This window comes from Massilimicrobiota sp. An80 (assembly GCF_002159255.1).
GTDB classification, from domain to species: Bacteria; Bacillota_I; Bacilli_A; order Erysipelotrichales; family Coprobacillaceae; genus Allocoprobacillus; species Allocoprobacillus merdigallinarum.
The window spans coordinates 22,032-44,707 of sequence record NZ_NFHI01000006.1; the positions used below are offsets into that span (position 1 = coordinate 22,032).

Below are 22,676 nucleotides of genomic sequence, written 5' to 3' on the forward strand. Positions count from 1 at the left end.
CTAGAACCCCATCTTTTCCATGACATGAATATCTTCAGGGAAGAATGTTAAACCGACCTCTTTACCTTCTTCCACATAATCTGTTGTATGAATCTTTAATTCTCTACCTTCTGTTGAGAAAGTGACTTTATATGTTCCTTCTTCAATATGTTCAGGATCAAAATCATAATCTACATAAATATCTACAGATTCATCTTCATCATTTAATTTCCATCCTTGAGCATTTGCCCATGTTTTTAAATCTGTATCTAAGGCTACGGATTCATCAAGTTCATCAACTGTCTTAAAGAAATTGAATGCCATAACCCCTTCATTCGCTCTTTCATTCTTCACAACAGGTTGATTCACAACAATGATCTTACGTTCTACTGATGTTCCACTTGAAGTCGAGAATGTCACTGCATATTCACCAATTTCTTCTTTTAAATCATAATCAATCTTACTGATAGAAATATAATCATCTGTTTCAGGATTCCATGCCTGTGCATCAGCACGCGCAATAACTTCAGCATCATCTAATGATTTGACATCTTCAATATCGACATAGAAATCATTGGCACTGATTTTTTCTTTTCCGTTTTCAGATGTCACATCACGATTTCTGATGACATGCATGTTCACAGTTACACTTGTTCCTGGAACTGTTTCAACCATAACTTCATAATGTACACCTTTAAAAAGAACACTTAAGACTTCTCCTGTCATTTTTCCATCTTTGACATCGACAATATCAATATCCTCTGGACGAATCACAACATCAACAGGTTGTTTATCTTTAAATCCAAAATCCACACAGTCAAAAACAATATCATCAAATTTTACTTTATAATCTTCTAACATAACAGCTGGAATAATATTACTTTCCCCAATGAAGTTTGCTACATATCTATTTTCTGGTTCATTGTAGATTTCCTGAGGTGTTCCAACTTGTTGAATTTCCCCATCCTTCATAACAACAATCTTATCTGACATAGTTAAGGCTTCTTCCTGGTCATGTGTAACAAAGATAAAGGTAATTCCAACTTCCTGTTGAATTCTTTTTAATTCATATTGCATTTCTTTTCTTAATTTTAAATCCAATGCTCCAAGTGGTTCATCTAATAATAAAACCTTAGGTTCATTAACAAGTGCTCTGGCAATCGCTACACGTTGCTGTTGTCCCCCTGAAAGAAGTGTAACGTTTTTATTTTCAAAACCTTCTAAACCAATGAGCTTTAACATTTTCATAACTTTTTGTTCAATAACGTCTTTACTCATTTTCTTAATTTTTAATCCAAAGGCAATATTTTGATAAACACTCATATGTGGGAAAAGAGCATATTTTTGAAAGACAGTATTTAACTCTCTTTTATGTGCAGGAACTTGACTAATGTCTTCTCCATCAAAAATAACTTCTCCCTCAGTTGCATCTAGAAAACCACCTAAAATTCTTAGTAATGTTGTCTTTCCACAACCACTAGGTCCCAGTAAAGTCACAAACTCATTTTCATATATATCAAGATTGACACCTTTTAAAACAATTTGTCCATCAAATTCTTTCACTATATTACGAAATTGTATTAACTTCTTCTTATCCATAATCATACTCCCTTCTTTTAAAACATTGGTGGTGTTGTGACCCACAATATTTTGGCATCACTTGAACCATTATTGATAAAATAATGACTTTCTTTACCATCCATATAGAATGTTTCTTTTGCTTTTAATCTATATTTTTTATTCCCACGAACTAAAGTGACATTTCCTTTTAAAATATAACCAAATTCTTCTCCATTATGACATTCCATTTCTTTACTTCTTTCATGTCCATGAATAGTTAAAAGAATTGGTTCCATTTCATTTTTCTGAGCATTAGGAATAACCCATTCAATCGTATATTCGTCTTTTTCATCCACAAAGAAATCCTGTGTATGAAAGACAATCTTTTCTTCCTGATCAGATTGAAAGAACTCAGAAAGATTGGTGCCTAGTGCCTCTAACAAATCTTCGAGTGTAGAGATACTTGGACTGGTTAAATTTCTTTCGACTTGAGAAAGAAATCCTTTTGTGAGTTCACTTCTTGAAGCCAACTCTTCCAAGGTCAAATCATTTTTTATACGCAAATCCTTCAATTTCTTTCCAATGTCCATATAAACCTCCATGTCACTATACTAAACTTTAAATTCAAAAAATCAAACAACTTTATTATACATATTTCTACCCCTAATGCAACAATAAATTTCATATTTTTAAAATAAAGTTCATAAATATTAAACTTTTTTATCAAAATCAATTTGAATATATATAATAAATTCATTATAATAAAAAAGTAAAGGAGTATAGATTAGATTATGCACACATATACACATCAAGTTCAATATTATGAAACCGATAAAATGCAAATTACACATCATTCTAATTACATTCGTTTTATGGAAGAAGCGCGTATTGATTTTTTAAATCATATTGGTTTTGGTTATGATAAGATGGAAGAATTAGGTATTAGTTCTCCTGTTATAGGCATTCAATGTGATTATAAAAAAAGTACGACTTTCCCTGATCTTATTAACATTGAAACAAAGGTTTCTGCATATAAGGGAACACGTCTAGAAATAGAATATACGATGAAAGTCAATGATGACATTGTAGCTATTGGGAAAAGTTTACATTGTTTTCTTAATCAAAATGGTAGACCAATTATTTTAAAAAGATTTTTACCTGAATTAGATCAAATTCTTGTTCAACTTCTTAACGAGGATACAAACAATGTTGAGTGAACTCTTTCAAACTGATGGCTTTCATACATTGATATATCTTACCTGGTTTATTTTGCCTTTTCTCTTTGTGTTTTCATTAGCTTTTGGCATTAAAAATGAAGTACACAAAAAAACTGGCTTTAACTTTGCACTATTAGTTGCCAGTATATCCTTACTTTTTATGTTTGCAATGATATTATTTATGTAGATTTTATATGAGCAGAATGTTTCTGCTCTTTTTATATTATCAATAATACGAAAAAACTAGCTTTGATAGCCAGTTATTCATTAAACATCTTTTCTAATTGTATAGCCACTCCATTTTCCTGAACACTTGGACATATGATTTCTGCTCTTTTTTTAATATCTTCAATAGCATTTCCCATCGCAATAGGATGTCCAACTGTTTCAAACATTTCTACATCATTAGGACCATCCCCAAAACAGTAACTATCTTTAATATCAATATTTAATTCATGTAAGACATCTAATATACCTGTTGCCTTAGATACTTCATTAGAATAAATTTCTAAGCTATGATGATCTGGATGCAATTCGTAAGAAAAAGATTGAAAACATGAAATCGCATAATCTAACTCTTCCTGATTTTTTGTCCATGCTTCCATTTTAACTGTTCTTTTTATAATATCTTCTTCATCATATTGATAACATAAATTATGAAAATCTATATTACAATGAGAATAGAAATCTAATAAACATTGGTTTGACTGATTCAAATAACAAAGTGTTGGTGTCTGCAAAATATATTCAATATTTTTAGACTTTAAACACTCAGTCAATTCTTTAACCTTTTCTGGATTTAAATATCTTGCAGTTAAATCTTTATTATGATATTTCACATTAGCTCCATTTGCCAGTACATATCCATCAAATCCTATTTCCTTTACATTTTCAGCAATGAATCCATAAGGTCTACCACTTGCAACAAAACATAAATGTCCTTGCTTTTGAACTGATTTCATTGCATTTTTCACTTCATCAGTAATACGTCCTAACTCTGGACAAAACAATGTTCCATCAATATCAAAAAATATAATTTTCCTACTCATTTAATCCACCCATCCAAAATGCTGACATGCTTTATAAATGCCATCTTTATCAGCAGCATCTGTAATATATGTTGCTTTTGCTTTTAATTCATCAATAGCATTTCCCATCGCAATAGAAGTCCATTCATCACGAAACATACTCAAATCATTCTTCTCATCACCAAAAACAACAACATCCTGATAATCTCCACCAAAATGATCAACAATAGCTTTAATTCCTACTGATTTATCTCCTGGTTCAACAAATAAATATTCTTTATGGAAACGACACCAAGGTAATTGCTTTAAAGTTTCTAGTTTTTCTTCTTCTGGAGAAAAACAAGCCACATAAACTTTATAAATTTGATCATAATTTCTTGGATCCAAGCCTTCTTCAACAACTGTATCCATATAAATATCATGTGTAAAATCATAAAAGCGATTATCTGGTGCTAAACGTCTTGTTTCATTATCTGGTGATATTGCCCAAATGAATCCTTTTTCTTTACATTCATCAATTAACGCTAGACACTTATCATAATCTAAAGGTTTGATTTCAATTAGTTTTTCATTGATAGTGATTCCATTTCCCCCGTCACTCACCATATTTTTAAATCCTAATTCTTTCATATGATTGACTGCCATTGCATAACTTCTTCCTGTCGCAATAGCAACAAAATGTCCTTTTGCTTCTAATTCTTTAATTGTTTTTTTCGCTGATTCAGGAACATATTGATCTCCTGGTGTTCCTACAGCTAAAGTTCCATCAATATCAAAGAAAAAATATTTCTTTTTCCCCATCTTTATCACCTCAGTCATCTATTTTAACAAAATCATATAAAAAATCTATTTTTTTACAGATAAAGAAAAAACTATTATTTTCAATATTTTATAAATGATAAAAGATATTTAAACTATTTATAGAATTGATTTTATATTTGAGTCAATATATATATCATAGTATAATTGAAATAGAAAAAGAATAATATGCCAAGGAAGGATGGTACGAAAAAAAGGCAGTTCTTTCCATTATAGATACAGTCATAAAGGTAAAAATGACATATAAGATTGTATGAAGAAATAATTAAAATTTCTCTATGACTATTGATAATATTATGAATATTCTTATAACAATGATCAATGCAGTATATTTCACTCATATTGTAATCATTCAGTTGAAGAATACTTAGAAAAAGATGTATCCATTCATAATATTTAATTATATCATTTCAATGGAAAACAATTCTATGATTCAAATAAATTGATTGATGATTTTGCTAATACTATGGTGGAAAATAATAATTATTCATATAGAAATAAGTTCTACTATTTTAAACTTGATGATTATAACTTATATATAGCTCTTATGAGCTATAGTTCAATGATTAAACTTTCTAAAAAACTTATAAAAAATAGTAGGATAATGGGAATAAAGCTTGTCGAGGTAAAAATGTAATATGAAAAAACGTATAATAATAGTTTTAGGTTTTATGAGTCTTTTGATAATTGGATTTTTGTTTTCACAATTATGGAGATATAATGACTATAATCCGTATTTCGTGGAGAATTATGATGGCTTTGATTTTATTTATAATAAGGAAAATGACCCTGTTGGTGTTTCATTACAAGATGATACAGAGTACATCTATTTTCTAAAGGAAAGAGATTCTAAAGCGTATATAAATGATTATAATAAGAAACAACATGAATATAATTGGAAATATGAAGGATATGAATGTGAAGTTGAGCTGATGAGTAGCACTTCATTATGGATATACGGTAAAAAAAGTATATATGTATTTATCAAAACTGATGATTTTTGGATTAGAAGATATGTTGACTGTTCAAATATACAGAACAGTTCAGATTTTGAAAATATAAAAAATATTCAAGACATAGTGAATCCGTATATTACAAAAATGATCAACATATATGAAAAATACCATCAGCAAATTATACAAACTTATCAAAATGGCAGTGAAGAATTAATGCGCAGTAAAGATGAATTAGTCTAAGATATGGATGGTGGTTTTATGAAATTTATGAGTCCTAAGATGAATAATTTATGAATTTGTGTTTTAGGTCTTTTAGCACTATTCTAGCAAAACGGCGAATATCACTTTTCGTTTATGAATGATTCAGTTATGTTGCTAATGATTGTTTTATTTATAGGTTTTGTTTTCTTTCCAAAATCATGGTTTCATTGTATTTGGGGATTGTTAATAGGATTTGCAGTCAGTATACCTCTATTATTGGAAGTATTTAATGGAACAAATAATATGATTGCTATTGTGTTTGATTCTATTTTATCATTGTTGATCTTTGGTTATTTTGGTTTCCTAATTTATAAAAAGTTAAAAATTAAGGTTTAATAATATTCTATGATTGATTTTGTCAATGAAGACATTATTAAAAATAACTCAACCAAATATTTTTAAGTCATAATAAAAATGGGCAATGATCATCATTGTCCATTTTCATATCATAAGTTTATCATTTTTTATTCTCAAAATTCACATAAAAAAGCTGTACGCATTCACTCTTAAAAGCTATTTCGTTACAGCCTCTTTTATTAACTATTGTAAATATTGAGTGTTTTCTAACATAACACCGCATCCTTCAGCGACGCAGTCAAGAGCATTTTCAGCCACAAATACAGGAACTCCTAATCCTTCTTCTAAGAATTTATCTAAGTTATGAAGTAAAGCTCCTCCACCTGTTAAGAAAATACCTTTATTAACGATATCAGCTGATAATTCTGGTGGTGTTTGTTCAAGAACTTGTTTTGTAGAACGTAAAATTGTCATACAACATTCTTCTAAAGCTTCTTGAGTTTCTTTAGCATTCAATTGAATTGTATGAGGTAATCCTGTAACTAAATCTCTACCTCTTACATCCATTACTTCTTTTGGATCAGCTTCATAAGCACTACCAATTGTCATCTTAATTTCTTCTGCTGTACGGTCACCAATTAATAATTTATATTTATCTTTAACATATTTAATTAATTCAGCATCCATTTTATCTCCAGCAATCTTTAAAGATGTACTTGTAACGATATCACCTAATGAAAGAACTGCAATATCAGTTGTTCCACCACCGATATCTACAACCATGTTTCCTGATGGTTTAGAAATATCTAATCCAGCACCAATAGCAGCTACTTTTGGTTCTTCTTCGATATAAACACGTTTAGCTCCACATCTTAATGCAACATCCTGAATAGCACTCTTTTCAATTGAAGTGATATTTGATGGACAACAAATTAAGATAGTTGGTCTTGAGAAAACTCCTTTTAAGTTAAGTTTATTAATAAAATGAGTTAATAATATTTCAGTAATTTGAAAATCTGCGATAACCCCATCTTTTAAAGGACGAATAGCTTGAAATTTACCTGGAGTTTTTCCAAGCATATCTCTGGCTTCTTCTCCTACTGCGATAGGTTTATTTGTTTCAGTATTGATAGTTACAACAGAAGGCTCATTGACAACAATACCTTCACCTTTGACATAAATAAGAATGTTAGCTGTTCCTAAGTCAATACCAATTTCCTTTGATAATTTCATTGAACATTCCTCCTATAAGCATTTCTATTGTATCATTTTTCCTATTAATTACAAGAAAAAATTATTTCTATATCAACATAATTTTTATCTTTTTCAAAACACTTTCTTTTCCTCAATGATAATATACCAAATGTATGAAATTTATGTGAATATTTTAAAAAAATTTAGATTCCTAAGAACCTAAATTTTATTTAATCATATCAAGTGTCTGTCCAATAAATTTCTCTGGATTATACAATTGATCTCCTTTTTGAAGAATAAAATGTAAGTGATTTTTTAAGTCAGCTTCATAAACATTCTCACCACTTTTACCAATCACATCACCTTGTTTGACTTCTTTATTTAATTCTACTGATACTTCTGATAATGATTCATAAGTTGTAGAAATATTATCACTATTGGTAATAGTGATAACCCAGCCAAGTACAGGATCATTTGTTTTCTTTGTAACAGTACCACTGATAGCTGCCAACACATCAAATTTTTCATTCTTATTGGCATAGTCAATACCTTGATTAGGACGATAAACATCTTCAAATAATATTAAGGACTGTTCTTGCTTTGTGGCATCATCATCCTTATCATAATAATATCTCACTATTCCTATACCATCTTTAACCGGTGATTTTAAAGTTTCTACTTTCTTTTCTTCAGTTTTGTTTTCTTTTGTCTGATTTTCATCCACTTTGACAACAGTTTCATCTTCAAAATTTTGAGTACGTTCATCTAAAATATTTTGAACAATCCCAATACCACCTAAAAATAAAGCTAAAGCTAGTGAGATTCCTAATATCTTCTTATAATGAAAAGATCTTTTCTTCATGTTTTCACCTCAACTTAAGTATGAACAAAAGTTAAGAGTCTATACTTTCAATTTCAATATTTTGATAATAATGATGTAAAATCTCTTTATAACTTTTCTTTTCTAAAGCCATAGCTTGAGCACCATATTGACTCATACCAACACCATGACCATTGCCATGCGTAATAAAAGTATAACCTTTTGATGAAAACTGAATTTGAAAACACGAAGATGGTAGCGATAGTTTTTCTCTGATTTCTCTACCTGTATATGTTTTTTGATTAATAGTGACTTTGTCAACATAGCCACTTGATGTATGGGATGTGATTTTGATTTGTTCAGGAACAACATTAAATATATTGGCTAATTGTTGTTTGGTAAAAGTCTGACTCCTTGTATTATGAGGATCAATACTTGTATCCCAATGACTATCAACCGATTTAAGATAGGCCACTTCTCCCGTAAAATAATCTTCACTATTAACAGTTCTGCCATTACTGCTAGAAAAAAACAATGCAGAAATATATTCTCCCCGATATGTCATAACTTCGCCTTTTGTTTCTTGAATTGCTTCTTCTATTTTCTGTTTATTTTGTGCATATTGTTTTCCCCATTTTTTCTTCATTTCATCATCATCTAAATAAACCTGTGAATTGGTTGTATTATCAACTTTTAAATTCCTTGATAATACAAAAGTACGACTGGCTACTGCCTGTGCCTTGAGCGCCTCCTTTTCAAAACTGACTGGCATTTCCCCGGCAATAACTCCTATAAGATATTCTTCTAATGGGATGGATACAACCTGATCAGACATTTGAACTTGTACATTTTTTTCCTTTGTTTTCACTTGATATTTTGAATGAATCCAAACCATTGCATCCTGATAATGAAAACAACCGATCACTAATAAAATAGAAAATATAAAAAGAAGTTTTACATATATTTTTTTCATCATTCATATATATGTTGAAAACTTCTTATTTAGAATTGAAAACTTAAACTTCCAAAATCCAATATAAAAGATGCAAATAAATAACCTAAAGCTATTGATGTAACAATAAAGAAAATATGAAATTCTCTTTCTTTACCTTTTCTGATGTATTGATCAAAGCGAAAACAGCTTAAACCAATCATAGCAAGAGTAATCGAAACAATATACACGATAATACTAACAATATGATACATGGAAACACCTCTTTTTCTTTTACATTATAATCATTATTTTATATAATAACAACAGGAGGGACTAATTTATGGAATATTTTCAAATATCAAAAACAGATTTAAAGGCTTCTCGTTTAGCTTTAGGTTGTATGCGTATTGCTGATAAAAGCCTAGAACAAGTCGAAGAACTCGTTCAAACTGCTTTAGATGCAGGTATTAACTTTTTTGATCATGCTGATATTTATGGTGGAGGAAAATCAGAAGAAATTTTTGGTGAAGTTTTAAAAAAGCACCCTGAATATCGTGAAAAAATGATTATTCAAACAAAATGTGGAATTGTTCCAGGGAAACGCTATGATTTTTCTAAGGAGCATATCTTAACAAGTGTTGAAAATTCTTTAAAAAGATTACAAACTGATTATATTGATATTTTATTATTGCATCGTCCTGATGCCTTATGTGATCCAAAAGAAGTTGCTGAAGCTTTTGATGAATTATATGAAAGTGGAAAAGTGAAATATTTTGGTGTTTCTAATCATACACCTTTACAAATAGAACTTTTACAAAAATATACTCAACACCCATTAATTATTAATCAATTACAGTTATCTATTGTACATTCTGTTATGATTGATTCAGGAATGAATATGAATATGAAAGAATCATGGGCTCAAGATAAAGATGGTGGTGTTTTAGATTATTGTCGTTTACATGATATCACGATTCAACCTTGGAGTGTTGTACAGGCATCATGGACAGAAGGATGTTTTATTGATCATCCTAACTATGAAAAACTTAATTCTATCATGGAAAAACTAGCAGATGAATATCATGTGACAAAGAGTGCTATCGCAATTGCATGGTTACTTCGTCATCCAGCTTGTATGCAACCTATTATGGGAACAACTTCACCTGCTCATTTAAAAGAAATGGTCCAAGCGTGTGATATTCATTTAACACGTCAACAATGGTACGATCTTTACCTTGCGAGTGATAAGCCTCTTCCTTAAGGAGAGTCTATGATTATTGAATTAAAAACTTTAGATCAAATTGATCCCTGTCAATTAGCATATCATGCTAATGAAAAAAGTATTGGTACGTATTTAAGAAATACTTTTCCCTATCCATATACATTAGATCATGCTATGTCTTTTATTACTCATTCTTTACAAAATCATGGTCTAGATTTTGGAATTGTTGTAGATGGTATTTGTGTAGGTTGTATTGGTGGAACTTTGCATAATGATATTTACGTCCATAATTGTGAATTAGGATATTGGTTAAATCCACTTTATGCTCATCGTGGTATCATGCGACAAGCTGTACGTTTATTTTGTCAGCATGTTTTTGAATGTTATCATATTCATAAAATTTATGCTGAAGTCTTTGTAGAAAATAAAGCATCATGTCGTGTTTTAGAATGGAATCATTTTGAAAAAGAAGGTTACTTATTTGAACATGTCTATAAGAACTTTCAATATCATGATGTCATCATTTATAGTTTAAGGAGAACAACATGGAAATAAGAAAATCTCATCTTGATGATGTACAAAGAATTATGACACTTATTCATCAAGCTCAAAATTATTTTAAACAACAAAATATTGATCAATGGCAAGATGGTTACCCTCAATCTTTAGATATTATTGAAGATATTCAAAAGAATAATAGTTATGTTATTGAAGATCATGATATTATTGGAACAATGTATTTTGCTATTGAAGACGAGCCAACTTATCAAAAGATTCAGGGACAATGGTTAACTCATCATAAGCCTTATGCTGTTATTCATCGAATAGTTGTAGATGAAAGTCATAAGGGTCAAAATATAGCTCATCAGTTATTAGAATATGCTATTCATGAATGTCAACAAAACCATATTCATAGTATCCGCATTGATACCCATGAAGATAATTTATCTATGCAACGTTTTTTACAAAAACATGGTTTTCATCAATGTGGAGAAATTACTCTATTAAGTGGTGACTTGCGTATCGGTTTTGAAAAAATATTAGAATAATTATAGATAACCTTCATACAGTAGAAGTATGGAGGTTATTTTATGAACTACTTTATCAACAAACCTTATCCAGAAATGACTGATATAAAGGAAAATCCACAATATGCATCTTTAATGTTATCTAATTTAGCTGGACTCTATTCGGAAATGAATGCTGTTAGTCTTTATTTTTATAATCATGTTATTTTAAAAGACGTTTGGCCTGAATTATCTGTAGCAATGGAAAAAATCAGTATTGTTGAAATGCATCATTTAGATATCTTTGCTCATTTAGCTTATCATTTAGGTGCAGATCCTCGACTTTGGGATTGTCAGCAAGGTTGTCTAGAATACTGGTCACCTGGATATAATGTCTATCCTAGTCATTTAAAATCTTTATTAGAAAATGCGATTATTCAAGAACAAAATACAATTGCTATATATCAACAACAAATAACCTGTATAAAAGAAAGAACAATCCAAAAGATTTTGCATCGTATTATTGAGGATGAAGAATTACACATTCAAATTTTTGAATACTTTTTAAATGAATATTTACAAAATAGTTCCGAAATAGAAAAAGGAAGATTTATATAGAAATACGAAATCTATATAAACCTTCCTTTTCTTATTCGATAGGTTCTTGATAAAATCTTCCTGTTACACCTTCAGAGTTGATAATATTAATAAAAACATGTGGGTCTAATGCTTTAATCAAATGAACTACATCTTTCACTTCATCTGCTCCAACAACAGTATATAACATTGTTTTATTTTCTTTTAAATAACATCCTTGTCCTTCAAATTGTGTTACACCATGATGTGTATATTCTAATAACTCTTGTCCAATTGTTTCTCCATCTTTTGTAATAATTAATAAAGTCACTTTATGATCTCTACGATGTAATCTTTCTATGACTTGTGTTGAAACAAACTGGAATATAATTGAATACATGGCTGCTTCAAATCCAAATAAGAAACCTCCTGTTGTTAAAATAACAACATTAATTCCAAATACAAAATTCCATGATGGTTTCTTTAATTTATTTGATAAATAGACAGCAATAAAATCAGTACCTCCACTTGATGCTTTTCCATATAATGCAATGACAATAGCTATACCATTTAAAATACCTCCAAAAACTGATACAAGTAATGGATCATATGTAATAGGTGTGACTGGTATTAAGTCGACTAAAAATGAATTGAGAACAATCATTAGCACTGAATAACTTGTAAATTTCTTTCCTATTATCTTAAATCCAATAAATGCTGGTACAGCATTTAATGAAATATTAATAAGAGAATAAGGTAATTCTAATTGAAAAAAAACACTACATGATCTTTGAATCAATAATGATAAACCTGTAAATCCTCCTGGTATCAAATCCCCTGCTCTAACAAATGATTTTATATTGATAGACATAATAATGGAAGCAACAAGTACACATATAAACGAAGTAATATGTTTTTTCCATTCTTTTTCATTTCTTGTCTTGGCATAAACCATTATATTTCACTCTCCCCTTTAAAACGCCTCTATTATACTATTGTACAAACATAAATACAATATGAAAAGGTATCGCTTTACAGCAATACCTTAACTTTTTAAGCGACCTTCTTGAAGGAGTCTTAATAATTCTAAATTTTGTCTGGCACTACCAGTATAGTTCTCAATTCCATTTTTTTGTGCTAAATCTTTTCTCGATGCAAAAGATGAATCAACTCCTATCTGACTCAAAGCATCTACCAATGAATCTCCACGATATGTTGGATGAGATAAATATCTGAGAGTTCCTGTAATACTTTCATTATTCACCCATCCAAGACCATTTCCTATCAAGTATGGATTTCTCGCATTAGGAACAACTCTTGTAATAGTACCATGATTCATATATGGAACTAAAGGAACACTACTGTCTGAAGAGATAAAAACATGATTAAATGTTACATGATCTCCTACCTGATAGTTTTGTTGTGGTACTTCTGGTTCTGGTGCAGGTTCTGGGTTTGTTTCAACATTGAAGTTGTTATATCCACCAGCTTTAATTTCTGTTGGAAAATCACGATATGAATGATTTCTATCTACAGGTACACTTATTCCTTCAACAAAACCATGATTCGTATATTGCCACATATCAAATCCTTCTACTCCTAATTCTTCAGCATAGCGAGCAACCCATCTTGTATATCTTTTAAATGTTGGACCAGTTAGTTTTGTTGTCCACCAATAATATGAAGCATAGAATCCTGGGAAATAATTATGTTTAGCAAGCTCATCAGCCCAGACTCTTGCATTTTTTTCAATTTGATCATTTGTTAATCTTCCTATACTCGGATCTTCTAAATCCAAATAAATAGGATATTCCATCTGATAATCTTGAATAAGTCTCATAACATGTCTAGCTTCTGATAATGCCGCCCTTTCATCAGTGGCATATGAATAAAGATAAACACCAAAAGGAATACCTAATCTTGTACATTCATCAGCATTACGTTTAAAAGTAGGATCATCTTGTCCAGGCAAATCCTGTCCAAAGCCACATCTCAAAATTGCAAAATCAATATGATTTTTAACAAGTTCCCAATTGATTTCACCTTGATATTGTGAAACATCAATACCATCTTTAACCATTAACTCACCTCCTCAAGATACAATATGTTCTTATAAAAAAAATGCCTCCACATTTGCCATAGTTATAACGACTTTCTATTATATGCTTTATAATATATAAACATGTATGAATACTGACTTTCATAAATTCTATGAATTGGTATTTTTTTTAGAGTTTTTTATGTTATAATGTTTTTTACAGAGGTGATTAATTGAATGAAAAAATTAGGTATAAGTTTTTTAGCTTTTTGTTCAGTATTTGCTATGAGTCTATTTCCAATAGATGTTCATGCGACTGATTTTGAAGGACAGGAAGATAAATATATTAAAATTTGTTCTTCAAATCTAACAAATTCTAATAAAAAAGTATGTCAGGAATTTAACAAATATTTAAAAGAAAAAAATCAAGATTTAAAAGAAGAGATTCAAGATACAAAAGATGATTTAAGTGAAACTAATGATAACATTGAAGAAGTATCTAAAAAGATCGAAACTTTAAATTCTCAAATAGATGAAAAAAACAAAGAAATTGATTATATGTTAAAATCAATCGAAAAAATAAAGAAAGACATTGCAAAGAAAGAAGAACAAATGAGAGAACGTTTATATGTTATGCAAACAACATATAACTCTAACTGGGTTTTAGATTTCTTATTTGGTTCTGAAGATTTCTCAACTTTCTTCTCACGTATAGGAAGTGTTAATGATATTACAGCTTATGAAAAAGAGTTAGTAGAAGAACTCACACAACAAAAGCAAAATCTTGACACACAACAAAAGTCTCTAGAAACAGCTAAAGAAAACTTAGAATCACAGAAAAAATCACAGGAAGCTTTACAAGAAAAATACATAGAACTGAAAACTGCACAACAAGAAAAAATTAAAGATAGTCAACAAGAATCTAAAGAAGTTTCCTCTGCACAAAAGAAAATTGATGCAGCTTTATCTGAATTGATTTCTCGTGCTCCTAGTGGTGGTGGCGGTGGTGGATCATATGTTCCAGGTGATTCAGCCGTAGGAAATGCCATTGCTCAAAAAGCTCTAACAAGATGGGGTTGTCGTTATTGGTGGGGTGCAAATGGTCCTAATTATTTCGATTGTTCTGGTTTAGTTTATTGGGCTTATAACCAAGCTGGCGTAAGTCTTGGTCGTACAACTGCTGCAGGATATGCTGGTAGTGGAAAAGCTATTTCTCGATCAGAATTACAACCTGGTGATGTCATTACATTTAGTTATGGTAGTGGTGTTGCTCATATTGGTATCTATATTGGTGGTGGAAGTTTTGTTCATGCTTCTGGAGAAGGTTCTGGAACTGTTGGACAATATCCTGATCAATGTGTTAAAACTGCCCCATTATCTGGATACTGGGAAAGATATGTTTATAATTATAGAAGATTATATTAATAGCAAAATAAATATCCAATAGTCTACAAAAAGGGTAATGAAAATCATTTTTTTGATCATCATTACCCTTTTTCATTTCATTGATAATACATATATTCTTCATCATCGTGATAAATCTTCTATAATAAGTATAGAGATTTTAAAATTATATTGTAAAAAGTAGATATGGGGTGACACTATGAAACAATTATTGAATAATACTGGTGTTAAAATTTTTTTAAGTATAATACTCAACATCATTTTAGGTAAAGAAATTGTTTATAGTTTTATATCAAACATGAATGGTACTGACTATATTCTTAAACAAATTTTAGCTATGCAGATTACCATCATTATCTTAATCATTACTTTTGGTTTTATTATATTAAAGAACATAAATAAATAGAAGTCATTTATAAAAAACAAAGAGAATCAATTTTGAAGATACTATTATTTTTTTATCAAAATTCAAATTAAAGAAAAGAAGCTGAACATATCAATTTTTAAAAAGATATTTTGTCACAGCTTCTTTTTTATTCCAATAAATTGCATATAGCAATTTATGCTTTTAGTTTTAATTTATTCATTATAACGATTAATAGTGTTCCTATGATCAGTGAAATCATTAAACTAGAGATAAAATAAATTGGATTATTAATGAGGAATATGGTCCATATACCACCATGTGGGAAAGCTTGACCACATTGAAAATACATTGATAATGCGCCAGCTATGCTTGATGCTATAATACATGGATATTTAACAGCGCTTTTATATTTTTTCATATATAGAATAGCTACTTCACTGACAAAACACAATCCATTTAATAAACAAGACCATTTCTTTTGTTTATCTTCTTGATCAAAAACTTTTGTTGTTAACATTGTTAACCATATGATCAATGGTGGCATCATACCAGCTAACATAACTGCTGACATCATATCATATCTACCTGTAAAGATACCGATAATACCTATTGTATAAGCAATCTTATTAATTGGACCACCTAAATCAATGGACATCATCATACCTAAGATTGCACCAATAATAACAACTACAATACTATCTAGATTTTGATTCAATAAACTGACATAATCAATAAAATATGGGGCTAACATATAAATGAGAAAACTTAATATTGTTGTTCCTATAATAGGTACAAATAAATTTGGAGTTAAACTTTGTAAATCCTTTGGTAAATATGAAAACAAATGTGATAAGCCTAATGCTAGATATCCACCTATGAATCCTACTAAAATCCCTTCTATAATATTACCCTGCACATTAATCAAAAAGATGGATGAAATCAAAGAAACAACAAATCCCTGTTTTCCTGCTATACTATCACCAATAAAAGCACTGGTTATTGGAATTGCAATATTAATAGCAAGTGATGCAATATAATATATGATAGTTAAATATTCCTGATCAACATCCATATTCTGTAAGTATGGAATAAAACTCATTAATATACCTGAAATCATTAAGATAGGTATAATCTGTGATATACCATTCATGAGATGTTGATATATTTTTCTAGTCCCCTTTTCATTACTTTCTTTGTATAATTCTTTGCCATGATAAATTTCAGCTTTTTGCTGTAATGCGTTTTTTAATAATTCTTCAGTATGATCAATCGCTTTTGTCACAGGAACTTGAATAACATATTTATTTTGAAATCTTTCCATCTCCACTTTCTTATCTGCCGCTACAATAACACATTTTGCCTTTTCTATATCTTCTTTTGTTAATTTATGTTGAATACCACTTGCTCCATTTGTTTCAACCTTTATGGATATATTCATTTCTTTTGCTTTCTCTATTAATGCTTTTTCTGCCATATAAGTATGTGCTATTCCTGTAGGACATGCAGTTACAGCTACTAGATCAATATTATTTTGAACAACATTGTGATCTTTCATTGTATCCATATTTTGAAATAATAAATGAATAAACTCTTGTTCATCTTGACTATTAATCAATTGCTTAACCATATCTTCTTCCATTAACATTTGACATAGTTGAGCTAATATCTGTAAATGCTGTGATCCACCATCTTTAGGTACTGCAATCATAAAAAAGAGAGAGACTGGCTTTTGATCTAATGCATCATAATCTATACCATTTTTGTTAACCATTGCTACTAAAGAAGGATAACAAACTGTTTCACTTTGAGCATGAGGTATTGCTATCAAATTACCTACTCCTGTTGATGATATCTTTTCCCTCTCTAAGATAGCTTTTTCAAAAATAAACTTATCTTTGATATGTCCACATTGAAAGTGTTTTTCTACCATTTCATGAATCGCTTCATTTTTATCTTTAGCATTTGAATTAAGAATAATACTATCTTCTTTTAATAAATCTTTAATATTCATATTCGACCTCATTAATTGTTTTTAATAAAAGTTCAACTTCATCAGCAGTCGCTAAGTTTTTTGAAAATGCACTTGCACTTCCTGTTGCTACTCCCATTTTAAAAGCTTGTAGATAATCTTGAGTTTTGACATATCCTGCAATGAATCCTGCAACCATTGAATCTCCAGCACCTACTGAATTGACAACTTGACCTTTAGGTGCATCACAAAAATAGACTTTTCCATTTTCGCATACAAAGAGTGCTCCATCTCCTGCCATTGAAATCAATACATTTTTTGCACCCATTTCTTGAAGCTTTTTAGCATATTTAACAATATCCTTTTGATTAGAAAGTTTCACGTGAAACATTTCTTCTAATTCATGATTATTAGGTTTAATTAAAAATGGTTTATATTCTAATACATTCATTAATAAATTTCCTGTTGCATCAACAACAACTTTTATTCCTAAATGATTAATCTCTTTCATAATATGAGCATAAATATCATCAGATATACATTTTGGTATGCTTCCTGATAAAACAAGTATATCCCCTTTGTTTAATTTTTTTATTTTTTCAATAAGCTTTGTTAAATCAGTTTCATTAATCATTGGTCCATTTCCATTAACCTCTGATTCTTCATGACTTTTCATTTTAAAATTAATACGTGAATAACCATTTTGAACATCAATAAAATCTGTATGTATACCATTTTCTTCTAAATGACTTTGAATATAGGAACCTGTAAATCCTGCAATAAAACCTAATGCCTGACTTTCAATTCCTAAATTATTTAAAACGATTGAAACATTAATTCCCTTTCCACCAGTTAAAATATATTCATTTGCTGTTCTATTGACTTTCCCTAGTTGAAAATCATCTACTTCAACAATATAATCAATTGATGGGTTAAATGTTATTGTATAAATCATATTTATTCCTCCTTTTTTATATGTTTATTATACATAAAATATAAAAAAAAGAATATATTTCTATATTCATTTTTTATGATATTCATTATATACAATATTTTTAGATAAACCTCTTTCTTTTGCTACTGCTTTAATAGCATCCTTAGTAGTTAAACCATTTTCGATATACTCTTCAACATGTTCTTCAATACTCTGATCAAAAGTTTTTATATCTTCTACATTTTTTTCTTGATTACCTTCTACAACAATGACCATTTCACCTTTCATATCATCTATAACAGATAATATGTCTTCAATTGTTCCTCGATTAATTTCTTCATGCTTCTTAGTTAATTCTCTACATAATGCAATTGAACGATTTCCTAAAATCTCTAACATCAATTTTAGTGTCTTTTTAATACGATGTGGTGCTTCATAAAAAACAATTGTTTCTCTATAGTTTTTAAGTTTTTCTAACTCCTTCTTCTTATTTTTATCATTCCTATCTAAGAAACCATAAAACATAAATGGCTGAGGAGCAATACCTGAAACAACTAATGCATCTAAACATGCATTAGCACCTGAAACTGGTACAACATTAAATCCTTCACGAATAGCTTCTTTAACAAGTTCATAGCCTGGATCGCTAATTGCCGGATATCCAGCATCACTAACCAATGCAATATTCAAACCACTCTTTAAATCATTAATAATTTTAGGTATTGCAATCATTAAATTATGTTCATGATGAGAAACAAGTTTTGTTGAAATGTCAAAGTGGTTTAATAATTTAATAGTATTGCGTGTATCCTCTGCAGCAATATAATCGACTTCTTTTAAAGTTTGTATAGCACGATAAGTCATTTCATTCAAATTACCAATAGGTGTCGCTACAATATATAGTGTAGGTAATGAATTTTCAAAACTTTTTTGTCTATTCATTGATATCTTCTCCAAACATTTTTCTTATTTCGTTCGTATAACTACCATCATCATTATGAGCATATAATGGTGATTCAATTTTCAGTCCTTTATTTCCTTTATACATACCTTCAATTAAAAAGATATGAGAATCCTTTCCAATTTTAGGATAAACAAAGCGAATACGTTTAGGTTCAATATCATATTTTTGCATGATATTAATAATTTCAATCATACGATCAGGACGATGAACCATTGCAAAACGTCCTTTATTATCCAAAATTCTTGCTGCTGATTGAATAATTTCTTCTAAGTTTATTTTAATTTCATGACGAGCTATTTTAAGGAACTCATTATCATTAAGATTACTTCTTTCATCAACCCTAAAGAATGGCGGATTACATACAACCAATTTCACTTTAGAAGCATTCTTTACATAATCTTTAATATCTGAATGTATAATTTTAATCTGATTCTCTAAATGATTTAATTGAACATTCTTCAAAGCCAAATCTACAGCTTCTTTTTGTATTTCAATCCCCTTTATTTTCTTGTCAGTTCTTAAACTCAACAAAAGAGGAATGGCAGCATTATTCGTTCCAAAATCAATAATTTCATCTAAATCTTTATTAATTGTACAAAAGTGAGCTAATAAAACAGTATCCAAAGAAAAGTTAAACATATCTTTTCTTTGGATAATCTGCATATTTTCATAAGCCAATAAATAATTAACGACTTCTTGGTTCATGTTTATGCTCTCTTGGTGGTAATATTTGAATTTCATCTAATGATACAAATGAAATATTACCATCATGTTCAATTTTGACTAAATCACTTATTACATTTAAACCAGTCACTTTTACAATTTTATTATCGTATTTTACTTTTGAACCAATTTTAGGAAATCTTTGTTTTTCCTTTGTATATGTATCATCTTCATATTTAAGACAACAAAGCAATCTTCCACATGCTCCTGATATCTTATCAATATTGATTGCAAGCATCTGATTTTTTGCCATATTAATAGAAACACCATCAAATTCTCCTAAAAATGATGAACAGCAAAGTGGTAAACCACATGATCCAAGTCCACCCACAATCTTAGATTTATCACGAGGTCCAATTTGTCTTAATTCAATACGACATTTAAAAACACTTGCCAACTCTTTCAACAATTCTCTAAAATCTACACGTGTTTCAGAAGTGTACATAAATATAACTTTTGAAGCATCAAGTGTATATTCACAACTTACTAAATGCATGTCCAAATCATACTCTTTGACAATCTCTTTACATATTTCTAAAGACTTTTCAGCCTTTGCTTGATTATAAACAAATAATTCCAAATCCGCACGATTTGCAACTCTTTTAATTTTTTTTAGTTCAGTATCAAGATTAAATTCAGAAATATGTTTTAAATTTGATACCAACTCTCCTAATTCCAACCCTCTTATTGTTTCTACAACGACTTTATCACCTTTATAAAGATCTAAATCAGTTGAAAAATAATAAGATTTTCCAACATTATTAAAACGAATAAGAGCTAATCTTTCTTCCATAAGTTCTCCTTTCTATATTCTAAACATCATACTATCCATTAACAACATAACATTGGCATTTGTACTCAATAAATATTCTGTATTTAAAATCAAATCAATTTTATTAATAATATTTTCATCACTATCATTTATTCTTTTATATAAACTTAAAAAAGATGGATAAGTGAGATTCATAGAATGTTTCACGTGAAACAAATCTCTTAATGCTAAAACAAGCATATTCAAAAATAATTGAATGTTCTCTTTTTCTTTAAAATCTTTTAATAAATGAGTCTGAACATTAATGATTAAATTATCTCTGTGAAAATAAAGATCATCAATAAAATGATAAACTTCAAGCTTTAGTTTTTCAAACATATCAGATTCAATATATTTTTGACATTCATCATAGCTTGTAAACAATTCAGATAAAATATTGATATCATCTTCCAAGATGTCATCTCCCTTTAACTCTTCTTTCAGTGATTTTTGAGAAACAGGTAATAATTGAATAACTTGACATCTTGATTGAATCGTAGGTAAAACACGATTTAAGTTTTGACAAGTAAAAATAGCATAAACACCTGAAGTTGGTTCTTCAAGCATTTTTAATAAACTATTCATTGCTTCAATAGTTGAATTTTCAATATTTTCCATTAAATATATTTTTGACTTTCCTTCTAAAGCAGATTTAGAAAATTGTTCTTGAATATATTCAATATGTGGTTTCTTAATTGTTTCTTCAAGTCCATTACAATAAATAAAATCCCCATAATTATGTTCATCAATACGTCTACATTCATTGCAATGATCACATGCGAGAACATCATTTTCACAAATCAAACTTTTCGCAATAAAATGAGCTGGTTGTCGAGCATTCTTCCCTACTAATAAAAAAGCATGTGGAATTTTATTGTTTTTAAAGCTTTTTGAAATAATCTGATATAAAATAGGTTGTTGTTGTTTTAAGATTTCTTTATAACTCATAGAATTTCTTGAATTCTTGATAAGACTTGATTAAAAACTTGATTTACATCTAGTGAAGCATCTATTTTTACAATACGCTCAGGAAATTTATCACATAAAGTTAAATAACCTTGATAAACTTTTCGATGAAAATCAATATTCTCTAAATCCAACCTATTTACTTCTCTATCCTTATTTGCATATACACGTTGGAGTCCATCTTCCGGTAAAATATCAAAGAAGATTGTACGCTTTGGTAAAATGTTTTCAGTCGCAAATAAATTCATCTGATAAACTTCATCAATACCAATCCCTCTAGCAATACCTTGATAAACCATTGAACTATCAACATAGCGATCACAAATCACAATATATCCTTTTTCTAATGCTGGAATAACCTTTTCAACTAGATGCTGTCTACGACTTGCTGCATAGAGTAAAGCTTCTGTTTTTCTATCCATATTTGTATATTTTACATCATGTATAATATCACGAATTTTTTCAGCAATTTCAACACCACCAGGTTCTCTTGTTAAAACAACATGATACCCTTCTTTTGTAAGCGCTTCTTTAATCATTGAGGCAATAGTTGTCTTTCCACTACCTTCTCCACCTTCAAAAGAAATAAAAACGCCTGACATATTAACACCTCATTTCTTTCTCTATTAT

At 29.4% G+C, this 22,676-nt stretch carries 26 protein-coding genes; 9 read left to right on the forward strand and 17 right to left on the reverse strand.

Annotated features, from left to right (window positions below):
- Positions 1 to 1,578, reverse strand: a complete 1,578-nt coding sequence (locus tag B5G32_RS02820; protein WP_087935795.1) for an ABC transporter ATP-binding protein — start codon at positions 1,576 to 1,578, stop codon at positions 1 to 3.
- Between the two features lie 17 nt (positions 1,579 to 1,595).
- Positions 1,596 to 2,129 (reverse strand): helix-turn-helix domain-containing protein, encoded by a 534-nt coding sequence (locus tag B5G32_RS02825; protein WP_087244984.1) that lies wholly within the window; start codon positions 2,127 to 2,129, stop codon positions 1,596 to 1,598.
- 201 nt (positions 2,130 to 2,330) lie between these two features.
- Here B5G32_RS02825 and B5G32_RS02830 point away from each other — a divergent pair, with 201 nt between their 5' ends.
- Positions 2,331 to 2,756, forward strand: coding sequence for an acyl-CoA thioesterase (locus tag B5G32_RS02830; RefSeq protein WP_087935796.1), 426 nt, complete (start codon positions 2,331 to 2,333; stop codon positions 2,754 to 2,756).
- A gap of 260 nt (positions 2,757 to 3,016) precedes the next feature.
- On the opposite strand, the gene B5G32_RS02840 is transcribed toward B5G32_RS02830, so the two are convergent.
- Together B5G32_RS02840 and B5G32_RS02845 are read right to left on the reverse strand one after the other, a co-directional pair.
- On the reverse strand, positions 3,017 to 3,805 hold the full coding sequence (locus B5G32_RS02840) for a Cof-type HAD-IIB family hydrolase (protein WP_087935798.1): 789 nt from the start codon (positions 3,803 to 3,805) through the stop codon (positions 3,017 to 3,019).
- Positions 3,806 to 4,585, reverse strand: coding sequence for an HAD-IIB family hydrolase (locus tag B5G32_RS02845; RefSeq protein WP_087935799.1), 780 nt, complete (start codon positions 4,583 to 4,585; stop codon positions 3,806 to 3,808).
- Positions 4,586 to 5,241: 656 nt separating this feature from the next.
- Between B5G32_RS02845 and B5G32_RS02850 the strand changes: the two genes are divergently transcribed.
- Both B5G32_RS02850 and B5G32_RS02855 read left to right on the forward strand, forming a co-directional pair.
- Positions 5,242 to 5,799, forward strand: a complete 558-nt coding sequence (locus B5G32_RS02850) for a hypothetical protein (protein ID WP_087935800.1) — start codon at positions 5,242 to 5,244, stop codon at positions 5,797 to 5,799.
- 129 nt (positions 5,800 to 5,928) lie between these two features.
- A complete protein-coding gene (locus B5G32_RS02855) occupies positions 5,929 to 6,156 on the forward strand; it encodes a hypothetical protein (RefSeq protein ID WP_158093961.1) in 228 nt (75 codons plus the stop codon).
- 204 nt (positions 6,157 to 6,360) lie between these two features.
- On the opposite strand, the gene mreB is transcribed toward B5G32_RS02855, so the two are convergent.
- The 4 genes from mreB to B5G32_RS02875 all read right to left on the reverse strand — a co-directional run bounded on the left by mreB (position 6,361) and on the right by B5G32_RS02875 (position 9,337).
- On the reverse strand, positions 6,361 to 7,350 hold the full coding sequence (gene mreB / locus B5G32_RS02860) for a rod shape-determining protein (protein WP_087245783.1): 990 nt from the start codon (positions 7,348 to 7,350) through the stop codon (positions 6,361 to 6,363).
- A gap of 187 nt (positions 7,351 to 7,537) precedes the next feature.
- Positions 7,538 to 8,173, reverse strand: coding sequence for a M23 family metallopeptidase (locus B5G32_RS02865; protein ID WP_087245781.1), 636 nt, complete (start codon positions 8,171 to 8,173; stop codon positions 7,538 to 7,540).
- 31 nt (positions 8,174 to 8,204) lie between these two features.
- A complete protein-coding gene (gene spoIID / locus B5G32_RS02870; protein ID WP_239386178.1) occupies positions 8,205 to 9,107 on the reverse strand; it encodes a stage II sporulation protein D in 903 nt (300 codons plus the stop codon).
- A gap of 26 nt (positions 9,108 to 9,133) precedes the next feature.
- Positions 9,134 to 9,337 carry a DUF1146 family protein gene (locus B5G32_RS02875; RefSeq protein ID WP_087245779.1) on the reverse strand — a complete coding sequence of 68 codons (204 nt, stop codon included), beginning with the start codon at positions 9,335 to 9,337 and terminating at the stop codon, positions 9,134 to 9,136.
- Between the two features lie 68 nt (positions 9,338 to 9,405).
- Here B5G32_RS02875 and B5G32_RS02880 point away from each other — a divergent pair, with 68 nt between their 5' ends.
- From B5G32_RS02880 to B5G32_RS02895, 4 genes are read left to right on the forward strand one after another with little or no spacing between them, the layout of a single operon-like run.
- Positions 9,406 to 10,326, forward strand: a complete 921-nt coding sequence (locus B5G32_RS02880; RefSeq protein WP_087935802.1) for an aldo/keto reductase — start codon at positions 9,406 to 9,408, stop codon at positions 10,324 to 10,326.
- Between the two features lie 9 nt (positions 10,327 to 10,335).
- Positions 10,336 to 10,842 (forward strand): GNAT family N-acetyltransferase, encoded by a 507-nt coding sequence (locus tag B5G32_RS02885; RefSeq protein ID WP_087245775.1) that lies wholly within the window; start codon positions 10,336 to 10,338, stop codon positions 10,840 to 10,842.
- Complete coding sequence (locus B5G32_RS02890; RefSeq protein WP_087245773.1) at positions 10,833 to 11,336, forward strand: GNAT family N-acetyltransferase; 504 nt, start codon at positions 10,833 to 10,835, stop codon at positions 11,334 to 11,336. The genes B5G32_RS02885 and B5G32_RS02890 overlap by 10 nt, the downstream gene beginning before the upstream one ends.
- Positions 11,337 to 11,378: 42 nt before the next feature.
- Positions 11,379 to 11,912 (forward strand): ferritin-like domain-containing protein, encoded by a 534-nt coding sequence (locus B5G32_RS02895; protein WP_087245771.1) that lies wholly within the window; start codon positions 11,379 to 11,381, stop codon positions 11,910 to 11,912.
- 31 nt (positions 11,913 to 11,943) lie between these two features.
- Here the strand turns inward: B5G32_RS02895 and B5G32_RS02900 are convergent, their stop codons facing one another.
- Positions 11,944 to 12,825 (reverse strand): YitT family protein, encoded by an 882-nt coding sequence (locus B5G32_RS02900; protein WP_087304682.1) that lies wholly within the window; start codon positions 12,823 to 12,825, stop codon positions 11,944 to 11,946.
- A 90-nt stretch (positions 12,826 to 12,915) separates the two neighbouring features.
- Entirely contained in the window at positions 12,916 to 13,950 is a 1,035-nt protein-coding gene (locus B5G32_RS02905) for a glycoside hydrolase family 25 protein (RefSeq protein ID WP_087245766.1), read from the reverse strand.
- Positions 13,951 to 14,145: 195 nt separating this feature from the next.
- On the opposite strand from B5G32_RS02905, the gene B5G32_RS02910 reads away from it, so the two are divergent.
- A complete protein-coding gene (locus B5G32_RS02910; protein WP_087935803.1) occupies positions 14,146 to 15,333 on the forward strand; it encodes a C40 family peptidase in 1,188 nt (395 codons plus the stop codon).
- Positions 15,334 to 15,511: 178 nt separating this feature from the next.
- Positions 15,512 to 15,718, forward strand: coding sequence for a hypothetical protein (locus B5G32_RS02915; RefSeq protein ID WP_087935804.1), 207 nt, complete (start codon positions 15,512 to 15,514; stop codon positions 15,716 to 15,718).
- Between the two features lie 154 nt (positions 15,719 to 15,872).
- Here B5G32_RS02915 and B5G32_RS02920 read toward each other — a convergent pair whose 3' ends face one another.
- The 7 genes from B5G32_RS02920 to tmk form a co-directional block, all read right to left on the reverse strand.
- Complete coding sequence (locus B5G32_RS02920; protein WP_087935805.1) at positions 15,873 to 17,690, reverse strand: PTS fructose transporter subunit IIABC; 1,818 nt, start codon at positions 17,688 to 17,690, stop codon at positions 15,873 to 15,875.
- Entirely contained in the window at positions 17,680 to 18,603 is a 924-nt protein-coding gene (gene pfkB, locus B5G32_RS02925) for a 1-phosphofructokinase (protein ID WP_087245758.1), read from the reverse strand. Before pfkB ends, B5G32_RS02920 begins: the two co-directional genes overlap by 11 nt.
- A 66-nt stretch (positions 18,604 to 18,669) precedes the next feature.
- The gene (gene rsmI / locus B5G32_RS02930) at positions 18,670 to 19,524 is read right to left on the reverse strand and encodes a 16S rRNA (cytidine(1402)-2'-O)-methyltransferase (protein ID WP_087935806.1); all 855 of its coding nucleotides are present in this window, start codon (positions 19,522 to 19,524) and stop codon (positions 18,670 to 18,672) included.
- Positions 19,517 to 20,251, reverse strand: a complete 735-nt coding sequence (locus B5G32_RS02935; protein WP_087297259.1) for a tRNA1(Val) (adenine(37)-N6)-methyltransferase — start codon at positions 20,249 to 20,251, stop codon at positions 19,517 to 19,519. The genes rsmI and B5G32_RS02935 overlap by 8 nt, the downstream gene beginning before the upstream one ends.
- Positions 20,232 to 21,062, reverse strand: coding sequence for a PSP1 domain-containing protein (locus B5G32_RS02940; protein ID WP_087297260.1), 831 nt, complete (start codon positions 21,060 to 21,062; stop codon positions 20,232 to 20,234). The genes B5G32_RS02935 and B5G32_RS02940 overlap by 20 nt, the downstream gene beginning before the upstream one ends.
- A 12-nt stretch (positions 21,063 to 21,074) precedes the next feature.
- Entirely contained in the window at positions 21,075 to 22,028 is a 954-nt protein-coding gene (locus B5G32_RS02945; protein ID WP_087935807.1) for a hypothetical protein, read from the reverse strand.
- Complete coding sequence (gene tmk, locus B5G32_RS02950) at positions 22,025 to 22,648, reverse strand: dTMP kinase (RefSeq protein ID WP_087245064.1); 624 nt, start codon at positions 22,646 to 22,648, stop codon at positions 22,025 to 22,027. The genes B5G32_RS02945 and tmk overlap by 4 nt, the downstream gene beginning before the upstream one ends.
- Between the last annotated feature and the right edge of the window lie 28 nt (positions 22,649 to 22,676).